The organism is Cupriavidus sp. SK-3 (genome assembly GCF_000611145.1).
Lineage (GTDB): Bacteria > Pseudomonadota > Gammaproteobacteria > Burkholderiales > Burkholderiaceae > Cupriavidus.
On the sequence record NZ_JFJV02000102.1, the window covers coordinates 34,410 to 50,279 of the forward strand.

Sequence of the window (15,870 nt, forward strand, 5' to 3'; positions counted from 1 at the left end):
GCGGCACGACCGGTAGCACAGCAGGGCGAGCCGGGCCGTGCGCGAAGCCTGAACGTCGAGCCACATGCCGACCCAGGGGGATGAGTCCCCGGGCCATGTGGCTCAAGTCCTTCTTGCCGTCCAAGGATGCCAAATGAAATTCCGCTTCCCCGTCATCATCATCGATGAAGACTTCCGCTCCGAGAACATTTCCGGCTCGGGCATTCGCGCGCTGGCGCAGGCCATCGAGCAAGAAGGCATGGAGGTGATGGGCCTGACCAGCTATGGCGACCTGACCTCGTTCGCGCAGCAGTCCAGCCGTGCCTCCTCGTTCATCGTGTCGATCGACGACGATGAGTTCGTCAGCGAGGACGACCGGCCCGAAGCCGCGGCCATCGAGAAACTGCGTGCCTTCGTCAACGAAGTGCGCCGCCGCAATACCGACCTGCCCATCTTCCTGTACGGCGAGACCCGCACCTCGCGGCATATCCCCAACGATATCCTGCGCGAGCTGCACGGCTTCATCCACATGTTCGAGGACACGCCGGAATTCGTCGCGCGCCACATCATCCGCGAAGCCAAGGTCTATCTGGATTCGCTGGCACCGCCGTTCTTCAAGGCGCTGATCGCCTACGCGCAGGACAGCTCCTACTCGTGGCACTGCCCGGGGCACTCCGGCGGCGTGGCCTTCCTGAAGAGCCCGGTGGGCCAGGTGTTCCACCAGTTCTTCGGCGAGAACATGCTGCGCGCCGACGTCTGCAACGCCGTCGATGAACTCGGCCAGCTGCTTGACCACACCGGCCCGGTGGCGGCCTCGGAGCGCAATGCCGCGCGCATTTTCAACTCCGACCACATGTACTTCGTCACCAACGGCACGTCCACCTCGAACAAGATGGTGTGGCATGCCAACGTGGCGCCGGGCGACATCGTGGTGGTGGACCGCAACTGCCACAAGTCGATCCTGCATGCGATCATGATGACGGGCGCGATTCCGGTGTTCCTGATGCCCACGCGCAATCACTACGGCATCATCGGCCCGATCCCGAAGAGCGAGTTCGATCCGGAAACCATCCGCCGCAAGATTGCCGCGCACCCGTTCGCCAGCCAGGCCAAGAACCAGAAGCCGCGCATCCTGACCATCACCCAGGGTACCTACGACGGCGTGCTGTACAACGCCGAGCAGATCAAGGAGATGCTGGCCACCGAGATCGACACGCTGCATTTCGATGAAGCCTGGCTGCCGCACGCGGCTTTCCACGACTTCTATCGCAACATGCACGCGATCGGCAAAGACCGCCCGCGCAGCAAGGACGCGCTGGTCTTTGCCACGCAATCCACGCACAAGCTGCTGGCCGGGCTGTCGCAGGCTTCGCAGATCCTCGTGCAGGATTCGGACACGCGCAAGCTGGACCGCTACCGGTTCAACGAGGCGTACCTGATGCATACGTCCACCAGCCCGCAGTACTCGATCATCGCCTCGTGCGACGTGGCGGCGGCGATGATGGAAGCCCCGGGCGGCACCGCGCTGGTGGAGGAAAGCATCCAGGAAGCGATGGACTTCCGCCGCGCCATGCGCAAGGTGGAAGGCGACTACGATGCCGGCAACAACGGCGACTGGTGGTTCAAGGTGTGGGGCCCCGAGGCGCTGGTCGAGGACGACATCGGCGACCGCGAAGAGTGGATGCTCAAGGCCAACGAACGCTGGCACGGCTTTGGCGACCTGGCCGATGGCTTCAACCTGCTCGACCCGATCAAGGCCACCATCATCACCCCGGGCCTGGACGTGGACGGCGAGTTCAGCGATCGCGGCATTCCGGCGGCCATCGTCACCAAGTACCTGGCCGAGCACGGCATCATCATCGAGAAGACCGGGCTGTACTCGTTCTTCATCATGTTCACCATCGGCATCACCAAGGGCCGCTGGAACTCGCTGGTAACGGAGCTGCAGCAGTTCAAGGACGACTACGACCAGAACCAGCCGCTGTGGCGCGTGCTGCCGGAATTCGTCGGCAAGCATCCGCAGTATGAGAAGCTCGGCCTGCGCGACCTGTGCGACGCCATCCACAGCGTCTACAAGGCCAACGACGTGGCACGCGTGACCACCGAGATGTACCTGTCGGACATGGAGCCGGCGATGAAGCCATCGGACGCCTGGGCCATGATGGCCCACCGCGAAATCGAACGCGTGGCGGTCGACGAACTGGAAGGCCGCGTCACCGCCATCCTGCTCACGCCGTACCCGCCGGGCATCCCGCTGCTGATCCCGGGCGAACGCTTCAACCGCATCATCGTGCAGTACCTGAAGTTCGCGCGCGACTTCAACAAGCTGTTCCCCGGCTTCGAAACCGACATCCACGGCCTGGTCGAGGAAGAGGTCGAAGGTGGCGGCAAGGCGTACTTCGTGGATTGCGTGAAGTAAGGCAAGCCGATAGAAAAAGGGGGCCCCCCTGGGGGGGGGCCCTTTTTCATTGCTTTCCCGGCCCCGGCGGGCGGGCGCCAGTTGCAAGATTGCGATAGAGTTGCGCTCTGTGTCCTGCCTCATGTCCTGCCTCATGCCCTGCGGCAATGGCTGGCATTGGACGTATCCAAGCAACTTCGACGGAGTGGAAATGGCTTCAGCACGCGCGGTGGAATTGACTGAGTTCGGCGGTCCGGAAGTGATGCGCCTGGTGACATCGGTGCTGCCGGCGCCGGCGGCCGGCCAGGTGCAGCTGCGCCAGACCGCGATCGGTTTCAACTACATCGACATCTACCAGCGCGCGGGCAAGTATCCCTTGCCGTCGCCCACGGGGCTGGGCCACGAAGCCGCCGGCGTGGTCGAGGCCGTGGGCGAGGGCGTGACTGGCCTGCGCGAAGGCGACCGCGTGGTCTACATGCATGCCGGCATCGGCGCCTATGCCGACCGGCGCAACGTGCCGGCCGACAAGCTGGTCAAGCTGCCCGACGGCATTGACGACGTCACGGCGGCGGCAGTCTTCTTCAAGGCAATGACCGCGCAATACCTCGTCAGGAAGACGCATCGCGTGGCTGCCGGCGACATCGTGCTGGTGCATGCCGCCGCGGGTGGCGTGGGGCAGATTCTCAGCAGCTGGGCCAAGGCGCTCGGCGCCACGGTGATCGGCACCGCGGGCTCGCCGGCAAAATGCGAAGTCGCGCTGGCGGCAGGGTGTGATATCGCCATCGACTATTCGCAGCCGGACTGGGTGCGCCAGGTGATTGATGCCAGCGGCGGACGCAAGGCACGCGTGGTCTACGACTCCGTGGGCAAGCACACCTTCATGGGTTCGCTGGACTGCGCGGCGCCGTTCGGACTGGTGGCGCTGTATGGCGCGGCCTCGGGGCCGGCGCCGGCCATCGAGCCCGAACTGCTCAACAAGAAGGGCTGCCTGTTCCTGACGCGGCCGTCGGTGTTCCCGCACAACGCCGATGCGCAGACCTTCCGCGCCAACGCGGCGGACGTATTCCAGGCCATCGGGCAGGGTGCGATCCGGGCGGCCGTCGGCGCGCGGTATCCGCTCGCGCAGGTGGCCGAAGCGCACCGTGCAGCGGAGGCGCGCGCTACCACCGGCGCTATCGTATTGCTGCCCTGATATTCGTGTCACGGCAAACAAGAAGGCCCCGACTCGCGGGGCCTTCTTGCTGCCGGCGGCCACGGCCGCCGGCGATTCCACTGCTATTTCTTCTTGTCGAACTCGAACTGCGGTGCGGCGGGTTCGCTCTCGGCCGGTGCCGCAGGCAACTCCAGCGTGCCACTGCCAGGACTGCGGGCAGGCAATGGCGCCGAAGCTGGCCCGCTGCTCTCACCCCCCAGCGGGATCGTGACCTCCGCCGCATTTGTATGGTGCAGCGACCCCTTGTCGAGGAACATCGTCACCATGCCCGGCCAGAACATCACCAGCGCCACCATGATCATCTGCAGGCCGACCCAGGGCAGCGCGCCCCAGTAGATGTCGGAGCTCTTCACTTCCTTGGGCGCGATGCCGCGCAGGTAGAACAGCGCGAAACCGAAGGGCGGGTGCATGAAGGAGGTCTGCATGTTCACGCACAGCATCACGCCGAACCACACCAGCGCCGCGGTGGCCGCCGCTTCCGGGTTGCCGCCCATCGAGTCGGCGACGACCGGGGCCAGTACCTTGACCGCAACCGGCGCCAGCATCGGCACCACGATGAATGCGATCTCGAAGAAGTCCAGGAAGAAGGCCAGGAAGAAGATGAACAGGTTGACCACCAGCAGGAAGCCGATCCAGCCACCTGGCAACGAGGTGAACATATGCTCCACCCAGGCGCCGCCGTCCACGCCCTGGAACACCACGGAGAAGCAGGTGGAGCCGATCAGGATGAACACCACCATGGCCGTGATGCGCGCCGTGGACTGGTAGGCATCGATGATCAGCGCGCGCAGTGCGCTTAGTTGTCCCGCACGCAGCAGCAGCCAGGCAATCACCAGGTAGACCACCGCCAGCGGGATGCGGAAGGCGTGCGAGCCAAAGGCGACGGCGCCGACGATGATCGCCACGCCGGTGGCGGCAAGGCCGACGCGGTAGATGGTGCGGTCGAGCTTGCCGAAACCGGGGTCGCGCAGCACTGCCAGCACCAGCGCGCCGACCGCGCCCATGGCGCCAGATTCGGTCGGTGTGGCGATGCCCAGCATGATTGTGCCCAGCACCAGGAAGATCAGCACCGCGCAGGGGATGATGCCGCGCAGGCATTTGCGCCACAGGGGCCAGCCGCGCAGCGTGCGTTCTTCCACCGGCACCGGCGGCAGCCAGTCAGGCTTGATGCGGGTCAGCACGAAGGTGTAGAGCGCGAACAGCGCGATCTGGATCACCGACGGGCCCCAGGCGCCCAGGTACATGCTGCCCACGTCGGCGCTGCCCATCGGGGTCTTGAGCTGGTCGGCCAGCACCACCAGCACCAGCGACGGCGGCACCAGCTGCGTGATGGTGCCCGACGCCGCCAGCACGCCGGTGGCGTACTTCATGTTGTAGCGGTAGCGCATCATCACCGGCAGCGAGATCATCGCCATGGCGATCACCTGGGCCGCCACGGTGCCGGTAATGGCCCCGAGGATAAAGCCCACGATGATGACCGAGTAGCCCAGGCCGCCGCGCACCGGGCCGAACAACTGGCCCATGGAGTCGAGCATATCCTCGGCCAGCCCGCACTTCTCCAGGATCGCCCCCATGAAGGTGAAGAACGGGATGGCCAGCAGCAGCTCGTTGGCCAGCACGCTGCCGAATACGCGGCTCGGCACCGCCTGCAGGAAGCTGACCGGGAAGTAGCCAAACTGGATGGACAGGATGCCGAAGGCAAGCCCCACGGCCGACAGCGAAAATGCGACCGGGAAACCGATCAGCATGAATACCACCAGGCCGCCGAACATCAGCGGCGGCATATATTCCAATGGAATCATTGCACCGGCCTCTCGTATTTCGATTCGATGCGCACCAGGCCCTTGAGGGCGGCAACGCGCTTGATCAGCTCGGATACGCCCTGCAAGGCAAGCAGGCCGAAGCCGAGGGGCACCACCAGCTTGATCGGGTAACGCGGCAGGCCGCCGGAATTACCGGATTGCTCGAGGATGCGCCACGAGGGCAGGAACAGCGATTCCCACGACAGCCACATGAACAGCACGCAGGAAGGCAGCAGGAAGAAAATAATGCCGAAGATATCGATCCAGTGTTGCGCGCGCTCCGATACGTTGCCGTAGATCAGGTCCACGCGCACATGCTCGTTGCGCTGGAAGGTATAGGAGGCGCCGAACATCACCGCGATGGCGAACATGTACCACTGCAGTTCAAGCGGCCAGTTGTCACTAAGGTTGAAGCCGTAACGCAGCAGGGCGTTGCCTGCGCTGATCAGGCACGACAGCAGGATCATGATGTTTGCAAGCCTGCCCGTGTGCTGATTCAACCTGTCGATCTGTCGTGACAGACCAAGCAAGTAATACATGGGTTGTCTCCCCTGTTTTTGCGGCGATTAGTTTATCTGTAACAATATGCTTCGGCGCTTGGGGCTAATACCTACCGCATTGCGCAAAAATCGAACCAGATAAAAAAAGCCGCCGGGCATGCGCCCTGGCGGCTTATTTTCAAAGCATTACTTACGTGAAACTTACATCGGCATGCTGCGCTGCAGTGTTGCCCGCGCGTCCACTTAAAGCGTCGCGCGCGCAGCGGCAATGGCTGCGCGAACCTGCGCCGGCGCGGTGCCGCCAATGTGGTTGCGTGCCGCGACCGAGCCTTCCAGCGTCAGCACCTCGTGCACGTCGTCGCCGATCAGCGCCGCCTTGTCGCCCAGGCCGGTGACTTCGCGCAGTTCGGCCACGGTCAGGTCGGCCAGGTCGCAGCGGCGGTCGTCGCAGGCGCGCACCGCGTGGGCCACGGCTTCGTGGGCATCGCGGAAGGGCAGGCCGCGCTTGACCAGGTAGTCGGCCAGGTCCGTGGCGGTGGCGTAGCCCTGCAGCGCGGCGGCGCGCATGGCTTCCGGCTTGACGGAGATGCCTGGCACCATGTCGGCGAAGATGCGCAGCGTGTCGGCCACGGTGTCCACCGTGTCGAACAGCGGCTCCTTGTCTTCCTGGTTGTCCTTGTTGTAGGCCAGCGGCTGGCCTTTCATCAGGGTCAGCAGGCCGATCAGGTGGCCGTTGACGCGGCCGGTCTTGCCGCGCGCCAGCTCGGGCACGTCCGGGTTCTTCTTCTGCGGCATGATCGAGCTGCCGGTGCAGAAGCGGTCGGCAATGTCGATAAAGCCCACGCGCGGGCTCATCCAGATCACCAGTTCCTCGGAGAAGCGCGAGATGTGGGTCATCACCAGCGCGGCGGCAGCGCAGAACTCGATGGCGAAGTCGCGGTCGGAGACGGCGTCCAGCGAGTTGCGGCATACGCCGTCGAAACCGAGCTGCTGCGCGACGAATTCACGGTCGATCGGGTAGCTGGTGCCGGCCAGCGCGGCGGCGCCCAGCGGCAGGCGGTTGACGCGGCGGCGGCAGTCGGCCATGCGCTCTGCGTCGCGCGTGAACATCTCCACGTAAGCCAGCAGATGGTGGCCGAAGGTAACCGGCTGGGCCACCTGCAGGTGGGTGAAGCCCGGCAGGATGGTGTCGGCGTTCTTCTCGGCCAGGTCCAGCAGCGCGCCGCGCAGCGCGCCCAGCAGGCCGATGATGGTATCGATTTCGCTGCGCAGCCACAGGCGGATATCGGTGGCGACCTGGTCGTTGCGCGAGCGGCCGGTGTGCAGGCGCTTGCCGGCGTCGCCGACCAGGGCGGTCAGGCGCGCTTCGATATTCAGGTGGACGTCTTCCAGGTCGAGCTTCCACTCGAAGTTGCCCGCCTCGATCTCGCCGCGGATCTGCGTCATGCCGCGCTCGATCTCGGCGCGGTCGGCTTCGGCGATGATCCCTTGCCTGGCGAGCATGGCGGCGTGCGCCAGCGAGCCCTGGATATCGAACAGGGCCAGGCGCTTGTCGAAGAACACCGAAGCGGTGTAGCGCTTCACCAGGTCGGACATCGGTTCGGAGAAGCGGGCGGACCAGGCTTCGCCTTTCTTGGCAAGTTGGGAGGTCATGGGCGGTAAGGCTGGGTTGGCTCGCAAGCCGGCGGCAGGCCGCGGGGCAAACGAGAAAAATCGGCGAAACCAGGATTATATCGCTGCCGGCCGTCTCCCAGCCTTGCCTACAGCGTGTTGTCGATGACGCGGCCCTTGAACACCACGGGCCCGGTCGGCCCGTTGGGGTCGGGCGAGCCACCCGGCGGCTCCACGCTGATGGCCAGCGCCGGTACCTTGCCCACCGCCTGCGCCACCGCGAGGCGCAATTGCCGCTGGTGTCCGAGCACGCCGAGGGATTGCGGTTTGCCGCCGTCCGGCAAGGCCCAGAGCTGCAATACCTGCTCGTTGCTCAGCGGCAGGTGATCCAGGCGGCGCAACGTCAGCGAATGCGAGCGTGCATCCCACGTCACAAGCACGGCGGCTTCGGCGCGGTCGTCGTTCAGCACGGCCACGGCATTGACCAGGGGCGCGGTATCCAGCTGGCGCGCCATGCGCATATTGAGCCCGATCGCCACCGCGGCCACGGCAGCCGTCGCCAGGGTGACGCCGCGCCAGAAGCCTGGCACGTTCCACAGGCGCCGCCACCAGTGTTCCGGTACGCCAGCCTTGGCGACCGCGTCGGGCATGGGCTGCCAGCCCAGCCGCTGCTCGATGCCGCACCACACCTTGTCGACCGGCTCGGCGGCGGGCTGCAGCTCCGCGATGCCGGACAGCCGCGCCTGCCAGTGCCCGATCGCGTCGCGGATGGCGGGTTCCTGCCGCGCCAGTTGCTCGAACCGGCGGCGCGCGCCGCCGCGCAACACGCCCAGCGCGTACTGCGCGGCGAGGCGGTCGATCAGGTCGGGGTGGCGGCTGAGATTCATGACAGGCTTTCCAGGCACATGCGCAGGCGTTCCAGGCCGCGCCGTATCCATGACTTGATGGTGCCCAGTGGTACCTGCAACTGTTCGGACAGTTCGCTATGGCTCATGTCCTTCAGGTAGGCCAGCGAGATCGCCTGCCGTTGCGGCTGCTCCAGCCTTTGCAGGCACTGGTTCAACGCCCGCGCTTCCTGGCTGGCGAGTGCCAGTTCGGCCGGGCCGGCCGCATCGTCGGCCAGCCACTCGCCCAGGCTGTCGTCCAGTTCCACGGTCTGGCTGGCGCGCGCTGCCGCCTGCCGGCGCAGGCAGTCCAGCGCCCGGTTGCGCACGATGGCCGTCATCCAGGTCATCGGGGCAGCCAGGTGCGGCCGGTAATCGCCGGCGTGATGCCAGATGCTGACGAAACTCTCTTGCACTACGTCCTCGGCCCAGTCATGTCTGTTGGTGATACGCAGCGCGAGGCCAAACAGTTTCGTGGCTGTTTCGTCGTAGAGCTGGCGCAGGGCTTGCCGGTCGCCCAGTGCCGCGGCTTGCAGCAAGGCAGCGAGCCGGTCGGCATCGGCCGGCCTGGGGGCAAAGGACGCGTTGGCGGAGGAGGACACCGTGGGGGATCCCTGGTGAAAAGAGGCAAGTGACGTTTCCGGATTATAGGCACGGCTTGCCGGCGGCATGGCATCGATCGCACCGGTTGTTGCATCCGATCGCGATGCCAGTGCGTAGAAGTGAAAGGCGCCGGCATTTCAACGGATTGCCCCTCGATAACGCAACGCAATCGAGGCGCCACTTCACCCCAAGACAGGAGAACACCATGGAACGCATGCAGTCGATGACCGAGACGGCGAAGCGCCAGGCAAGCGAGGACACGGAGAGCCGCATTCTTGTTGCGCCGGATGCGCGCCGGCGCGGCCTGCTCAAAGTCCCCGGCCTATTTGCGCTTGGATCGCTGGCGGTGATGAGCCTGGGCGAGTCGATGCCCGCCTGGGCACAGGCCCAGTCCGGCAGCACCAAGGACGATATCGCCATTTTGAATGTCGCCCTCGGGCTGGAATACCAGGCCATCGCGGCTTATCAGGTCGGCGCGGAGAGCGGCCTGCTGCAAAAGCCGGTGCTGGATACCGCGGTCAAGTTCCAGACGCACCACAAGGCGCACGCGCAAGTGCTGGCGGGCACCGTGTCCAAGCTGGGCGGCAGCCCGGTGATGGCGAAGAAGCCGGCCGAGTACAGCTTCCCGACCGACCAGCTCAAGACGCAGGCCGATGTGCTGCGCTTTGCCGCCGGGCTGGAAAAAGGTGCCACCGCGGCTTATCTGGGCGTGCTGCCAAATTTCCATAACCGCGAGCTGACCAAGGCTGCGGGCAGCATCCTGGGCGATGAGGCGATGCACTGGGCGGTGCTGCTGTCCGTGCTCGGCGAAGACCCGGTGCCGGGCGCGTTCGTTGGCTGAACCGCAGGCGGGGGGGCGTGGGCCCGCTTGCCGCCCTGGCCGGGAGATAAGCTGCTGTAAGGCAAGCCATGCTCTGCGCCGTCCGGCCTGTGGGCCGGACGGGTTCTCCCGCCATGGCGCCAGTCGCCATGGCGGGACTTTTTTGCAACGCCAGGGCGTCGTCTTGCTTCAGCCGCTGTTGCGCAGGCCCGCGGCCACCCCGTTGATGGTCAGGTGGATGCCGCGCCGCACGCGGATGTCGTCGCCATCCTTGCCCGAGCGGTAGCGCTTGAGCAATTCCACCTGCAAGTGGTTGAGCGGGTCCAGGTAGGCGAAGCGGTTCTTGATCGAGCGGGCCAGCAGCGGGTTGTCGGCCAGGCGCTCATGGCGGCCGGTGATCAGCGCCAGCATCTCGCAGGTCAGGTGCCACTCGGCGCTGATGCGCGCGAACACGCTCTTGCGCAGCGCGGCATCCTCGCAAAGCTGCGCGTAGCGCGAGGCCACGGCCAGGTCGGTCTTGGCCAGCACCATGTCCATATTGGAGAGCAGCGTGGAGAAGAACGGCCAGCTCTTGACCATGCGGCGCAGCGTGGCGACGGCAGCCTTGTGCGCCTTCTCGTCCGGCGCCTCGTCCAGCAGTGCCTTGACCGCGCTGCCAAAACCGTACCAGCCCGGCAGCAGCAGGCGGCACTGGCCCCAGGAAAAGCCCCAGGGAATCGCGCGCAGGTCCTCGATGCGGCGCTGCTTCTTGTCCATCAGCTTGCGCGAAGCCGGACGCGAACCCAGGTTCAGGTCGGCGATCTCGGTGATCGGCGTGGTGGCGAAGAAGTAGTCCTTGAAGCCCGGGGTCTCGTAGACGAGGGCGCGATAGGAGCTGAAAGCGCGATCGGAGAGCTGTTGCATCACCGCTTCGAACGTGACGAGGTCCTTGGGCGCGTTCTGCGTCGGCAGCAGGGAGGCTTCCAGCGTGGCGGCGATCACCGTTTCCAGGTTGCGCCGGCCGATCTCGGCGTTGGCGAACTTGCTGTTGATGATCTCGCCCTGCTCGGTCAGGCGGATCTGCCCGTTGACCGTGCCTGGCGGCTGCGACAGGATGGCCTGGTAGGTCGGGCCGCCGCCACGGCCGACGGTGCCGCCGCGGCCGTGGAACAGGCGCAGCTTGACGCGCCGCGCTTCGAACACCTGCACCAGCGCCAGCTCGGCCTTGTACAGTTCCCAGTTGGAGGTGAGGAAGCCGCCGTCCTTGTTGGAGTCGGAGTAGCCCAGCATCACTTCCTGCTCGCCGCCGTGATGGGCGATCACCGAGGCAAAGCCCGGCAACTCCAGCAGCGACTGCATGATGCCAGCAGCGTTGCGCAGATCCTCGATGGTCTCGAACAGCGGGATCACCATCAGTTCCGGGCGTGCCGGGTCGGTCTTGCTGCCCAGCGTGCCGCGCAGCATGCCGGCTTCCTTCTGCAGCAGCATCACCTCGACCAGGTCCGACAGCGTCTCGGTGTGCGAGATGATGTAGTTGCGGGCCACGCGCGCGCCGTAGCGGGCGCGCAGCTCGCGGGCCATGTTCAGGATGGCCAGCTCGCTGCGGGTCTGCTCGGAATAGGTATGCCAGGGCAGGGTCAGCAGGCGCGGCTGGCGCAGCTCGGCCAGCAGCAGCTCCAGCTTGCGCGCTTCCGTCAGGGCGGCATAGTTGGCCTCCACACCAGCGGCGGCGAACAGTTCCGTGATCACGGCCTCGTGCACGTCGGACACCTGGCGCATGTCGATCGATGCCAGGTGGAAGCCGAACACGGCGATGGCCTTGGCCAGCGCGTCGATGCGGGTGCGTGCCAGCGCCTCGCCGTGGTGGGCGCGCAGCGAGTCGATCACGACCTGCACGTCGGCGCCGAAGGACTGCGCGTCGGCATAGGGCGCGGCGTCGGCCACCGGGTGGCGTGGCGCGGCCTGCCCGGTGACGGCCAGGCAGGTTGCCGCCAGGCGCGCATAGATGCCGATCAGGGCGCGCCGGTACGGCTCGTCGGCGCGGTGCTCGGAATGGTCGGGCGAGGCTTCGGCCAGCGCCAGCAGTTCCGGGCTCGCCTCCACCATCAGGCTCGACATCGACAGCTCCGCGCCCAGCACGTGGACTTCGTCCAGGTACCACTCCAGGATCAGCGCGGACTGCTTGCTGGCAGCCTGCTCCAGCGTGTCGGCGGTGACGTTGGGGTTGCCGTCGCGGTCGCCGCCGATCCACGAGCCCATCTGGAAGAAGGGCGCGAGCTGGGTGGAGGCGGCCGGCGCGGCCTTGTTCTTGCGCGTGGCGGGGAACACCGCGGCGATGTCCTCTTCCAGTTCGCTCATCAACTGCGGGATGCCGCGCAGGAAGCAGGTACGGTAGTAGGACAGCGCGTTCTCGATCTCGTCAACCACCATCAGCCGCGTATTGCGCAGCATGCGGGTCTGCCACAGCGTGGTGACGCGGGCGCGCAGCAGTGCGGTGTTGTGGTCGCGCTCGCGCGCGGTCATCGGCAGATCGCGCTCGGCCAGCAGGCGGGCGATCTCGCGCTCGGCGTCGAGAATACTCTTGCGCTGGACTTCGGTCGGGTGGGCGGTGAGCACCGGCACGATCAGCGCTTCATCGAAGAACTTGCGCAAGGTCTTGCCGGTCACGCCGGCCGCGTCGATGGCTTCCAGCGCGTGCGCCAGGCTGCCCGGCTGCGGCGGCGAGCCGGCCAGCGCGTGCACGCGCCGGCGGCGGTTGTGGTGCTGGTCCTCGGCGATATTGGCCAGGTGCGAGAAATAGCTGAAGGCACGCACCACCGAGTTGGTCTGGTCGCGCGACAGGCGCTTGAGCAGCCGGTCCAGCTCGGCGCCGGCGGCGCGGTCGTTCTCGCGGCGGAAGCGCACGGCGGTCTGGCGGATGGTCTCGACCACCTCGAAGGCGGCGTCGCCTTCCTGCTCGCGCAGGCACTCACCCAGCAAGCGGCCCAGGAAGCGGATGTCCTCGCGCAGGGGAACGTCCTTGTCACTGGCGCGCCGCGCCGGGGCGCTTGCCGCAGGCTTCGCGACGGCGGCGCGCTTGCGGCTGGCGGTCTTGGCAGATGGCGTGGCTGGGCTGCTTGCGGGAACCAAAGCGGAAGCTACTACGGTATCGGGGGCGTCTGCCCGGCTGGCGGTTGGCTTGCGCCGGCCGGCGGGGCGCGCAGCTTGCTGCGTCATGCAATCTCCTGTCGTCTCTTATTTAATGTCTGCTGTCTTGCTGTCTTGCTGTCTATTGGCCCGGAGACGCTTGGGGTGCGTGCTAACATTCGCGGATGCAAGCATCCGTTCCCCCGTCTTCCTCCAGCGCCGCACCGCGCAAGCTAGTCATCGCCTCCCGCGAAAGCCGTCTGGCTATGTGGCAGGCCGAGCATGTGCGTGCTGCGTTGCAACAATACTATCCCGCGTGCGATGTGTCCATTCTCGGAATGACTACGCGCGGAGATCAGATTCTAGACCGTACCTTGTCCAAAGTCGGCGGCAAGGGCCTGTTCGTAAAGGAACTCGAGATCGCGATGGCCGAAGGCCGCGCCGACCTCGCCGTGCACTCCCTGAAAGATGTGCCGATGGAGTTACCTGAAGGCTTTGCCCTGGCCGCCATCATGGAACGCGAGGATCCGCGCGACGCGCTGGTTTCGGCCAGCTTCGGCTCGCTCGAGGACATGCCCGCGGGTACCGTGGTCGGCACTTCCAGCCTGCGCCGCGAGGCCGCGCTGCGCACCCGCTACCCGCATCTTGTGATCCAGCCGCTGCGTGGCAATCTCGACACCAGGCTAGGCAAGCTCGACCGCGGCGATTATGGCGCCATCATCCTGGCCGCCGCCGGCCTCAAGCGCCTGGGCCTGGGCGATCGCATCCGCGCCGTGCTCGATCCCGTCAGCTCGCTGCCGGCCGCGGGGCAGGGCGCGCTTGGCATCGAGATTCCGGCCGGGCGTCCCGAGCTGGCCGCCTGGCTGGCGCCGCTCAACCATGCGCCCAGCGCGCTGGCCGTTACCGCCGAGCGCGCCGTGTCGCGCATGCTGGGCGGTTCCTGCCAGGTGCCGTTGGCAGCCCACGCAAGCTGGGATGGCGCAACGCTGAAGATCGAGGCCTTCGTGGCCTTGCCCGACGGCAGCCGCTGCGTGCGGGCCCGGTCCGAAGCGGTGGTCGAGGGTGCCGATGCAGCCCGCCAGGCGGAAGCGCTCGGCAAGGCCGTCGCCCGGGATCTGCTGGGACAAGGCGCAGCCGAGATCCTGGCGACGCTGGCGGATCCCGCCTCCCATCAAGCTCCTCCTGCCTGAGACCGGCCCATGCCCCGCCCGACTGTCGTTGTAACACGACCCGCCGGGCAGTCCCGGCAACTCACCGAGGCTTTGTCGGCCGCGGGCCTGGACGTGCTTGGCTTTCCCCTGCTGGCGATCGGCCCCGTGGCCGACGATGCACCCTTGCGCGCGGCGCTGGCGCAACTGGCGGACTTTGCGCTGGTGGTCTTCGTCAGCCCCAATGCGGTGGCTTTCGCGCTCGACGCGCTGGCCCAGGTTCAGGACAAGCCCGTACCGCAATGGCCTGAATCCGTGCCGGTGGCCGTGGTCGGCCCAGCCAGCGTGGCCGCACTGGCCGAGCGTGGCATTGCCGCGCCTGCCTGCCGGGTGATCGCGCCCGCCGGCTGCACGACCGGCCATGAGGCCGACAACGGTGATGCCGCCAATGGTGGCGAAGGCGCCGAAGCCCGCTTCGATTCCGAGGCGCTGTGGCAGCAACTCGAAGCCCAGCTTGACGCCGGCGCCCTGCAAGGGCGCCAGGTCCTGATCATCCGTGGCAACGGGGGACGCGACTGGCTGGCCGAACGCCTGCGCGGCGCGGGCGCCGAGGTGCGCGCGGTCGAGGCCTACCAGCGCTCCGTCCCCACGCCCGGCAGCATGCAATGGCAGGCCGTGCGCGACGGCCTCAGGCCAGGCGCGCCGCCGCAGGCGTGGCTGCTGACCAGTTCCGAGGCGGTGCGCAATCTCGATGAAATGGCGTGCCAGGCACTGAGCCCGCAAGAACTGGCTTGCCTGCGCCAGGTGCAGTGCATCGCGCCCCATGCGAGAATCGCCGAACAGGCCCAGGCCCTGGGGTTCTCGCACCTGCTGCGCGCGGCGCCGGGGGACGATGGCCTGCTGGCGGCTTGCCGCCAGTGGGCGCAGGCGCATGCCGGTCCGCCGGAGCCGATGCCCGCGCCACCGGCCGCCCCGGCGCCAGTCCCGGCCGTGGCACCGCCACCGGTGCTTGCGCCGGACCCGCAAATCAATCCACCGCCCGCAACGTCAACGAAGGTCGATCGCGTGACGCAAGACAATACCGCTCCTCCCGCCTCCAGTCCGCCCCCCGCGGCTGGCGCCCCGCTGCCCGTCCGCGGCACGCCTCGCATCAACCCGTGGTGGGTGCTGCTGCTCCTGTTGATCCTCGCCATTGGCGGCGGGTTCTGGTGGTTGCAGCAGCGCGTCGACCACCTGACCCAGGAGCTGGCGCGGCGCCAGCAGAGCAACGATGCGCTGGTGCAGGAGACCCGCGTGCTGTCGCGCAATGCGCAGGAAACCGTGAAGGAGTTGCAGGCCAAGGTTGGCGCGCTGGACGGACAGGTGGGCGAGGCGCGCGACAAGCAAGCCGCGCTGGAGCAGGTCTACCAGGACCTGATGCGCAACCGTGACGACTGGGAGATCGCGGAGATCCAGCAACTGCTGACCAACGCGGGCCAGCAACTGCAGCTGACAGGCAATGTGCAGGTCGCGCTGGCGGCGCTGCAAAGCGCCGATACGCGCCTGGCGCGCACTGACAAGCCGCAATACAACCTGCTGCGCCGGGCCATCGCACGCGATGTGGCGCGCATGAAAGCCGTGCCGGATACCGACCTGACCGGCGCCGCCATCAAGCTCGACGAAGCCATCAACCAGATCGACACGCTGCCACTGCTGTCGAGCGAGCGCATGCTCGAGCGCAGCGAAGCCGATGCGCGCAAATCGGACGCAAAGGCGGACGTGGCCGAAAAAGCCGACAAGGCCGATAAGGCCGATAAGGCCGATAAGG

11 protein-coding genes are annotated in these 15,870 nt (G+C 66.7%); 5 read left to right on the top strand and 6 right to left on the bottom strand.

Annotated features, from left to right (window positions below; translation table 11 throughout):
* Positions 1 to 133 precede the first annotated feature (133 nt).
* A complete protein-coding gene (locus tag CF70_RS10200) occupies positions 134 to 2,398 on the top strand; it encodes an arginine/lysine/ornithine decarboxylase (RefSeq protein ID WP_035863766.1) in 2,265 nt (754 codons plus the stop codon).
* Positions 2,399 to 2,588: 190 nt separating this feature from the next.
* Positions 2,589 to 3,569, top strand: coding sequence for a quinone oxidoreductase family protein (locus tag CF70_RS10205; protein ID WP_035864069.1), 981 nt, complete (start codon positions 2,589 to 2,591; stop codon positions 3,567 to 3,569).
* An 83-nt stretch (positions 3,570 to 3,652) separates the two neighbouring features.
* Here CF70_RS10205 and CF70_RS10210 read toward each other — a convergent pair whose 3' ends face one another.
* The 5 genes from CF70_RS10210 to CF70_RS10230 form a co-directional block, all read right to left on the bottom strand.
* On the bottom strand, positions 3,653 to 5,392 hold the full coding sequence (locus CF70_RS10210) for a TRAP transporter large permease (RefSeq protein WP_035863768.1): 1,740 nt from the start codon (positions 5,390 to 5,392) through the stop codon (positions 3,653 to 3,655).
* Positions 5,389 to 5,931 (bottom strand): TRAP transporter small permease subunit, encoded by a 543-nt coding sequence (locus CF70_RS10215; protein ID WP_035863770.1) that lies wholly within the window; start codon positions 5,929 to 5,931, stop codon positions 5,389 to 5,391. Before CF70_RS10215 ends, CF70_RS10210 begins: the two co-directional genes overlap by 4 nt.
* A 204-nt stretch (positions 5,932 to 6,135) precedes the next feature.
* Positions 6,136 to 7,545: an argininosuccinate lyase gene (gene argH / locus CF70_RS10220; RefSeq protein ID WP_035863772.1), complete on the bottom strand. Its 1,410-nt coding sequence runs from the start codon at positions 7,543 to 7,545 to the stop codon at positions 6,136 to 6,138.
* Positions 7,546 to 7,652: 107 nt separating this feature from the next.
* Positions 7,653 to 8,390: an anti-sigma factor gene (locus CF70_RS10225; protein ID WP_035863775.1), complete on the bottom strand. Its 738-nt coding sequence runs from the start codon at positions 8,388 to 8,390 to the stop codon at positions 7,653 to 7,655.
* On the bottom strand, positions 8,387 to 9,058 hold the full coding sequence (locus CF70_RS10230; RefSeq protein ID WP_081862113.1) for a sigma-70 family RNA polymerase sigma factor: 672 nt from the start codon (positions 9,056 to 9,058) through the stop codon (positions 8,387 to 8,389). Before CF70_RS10230 ends, CF70_RS10225 begins: the two co-directional genes overlap by 4 nt.
* A gap of 146 nt (positions 9,059 to 9,204) precedes the next feature.
* On the opposite strand from CF70_RS10230, the gene CF70_RS10235 reads away from it, so the two are divergent.
* Positions 9,205 to 9,831: a ferritin-like domain-containing protein gene (locus CF70_RS10235; protein WP_414629441.1), complete on the top strand. Its 627-nt coding sequence runs from the start codon at positions 9,205 to 9,207 to the stop codon at positions 9,829 to 9,831.
* A 168-nt stretch (positions 9,832 to 9,999) separates the two neighbouring features.
* On the opposite strand, the gene ppc is transcribed toward CF70_RS10235, so the two are convergent.
* Positions 10,000 to 13,005 (bottom strand): phosphoenolpyruvate carboxylase, encoded by a 3,006-nt coding sequence (ppc, locus tag CF70_RS10240; RefSeq protein WP_035863778.1) that lies wholly within the window; start codon positions 13,003 to 13,005, stop codon positions 10,000 to 10,002.
* 95 nt (positions 13,006 to 13,100) lie between these two features.
* Between ppc and hemC the strand changes: the two genes are divergently transcribed.
* Both hemC and hemDX read left to right on the top strand, forming a co-directional pair.
* The gene (hemC, locus tag CF70_RS10245; RefSeq protein ID WP_035863780.1) at positions 13,101 to 14,105 is read left to right on the top strand and encodes a hydroxymethylbilane synthase; all 1,005 of its coding nucleotides are present in this window, start codon (positions 13,101 to 13,103) and stop codon (positions 14,103 to 14,105) included.
* A gap of 9 nt (positions 14,106 to 14,114) precedes the next feature.
* Positions 14,115 to 15,870, top strand: a 1,756-nt coding sequence (hemDX, locus tag CF70_RS10250) for a fused uroporphyrinogen-III synthase HemD/membrane protein HemX (protein ID WP_081862114.1), incomplete at its 3' end; no start/stop codon positions are given.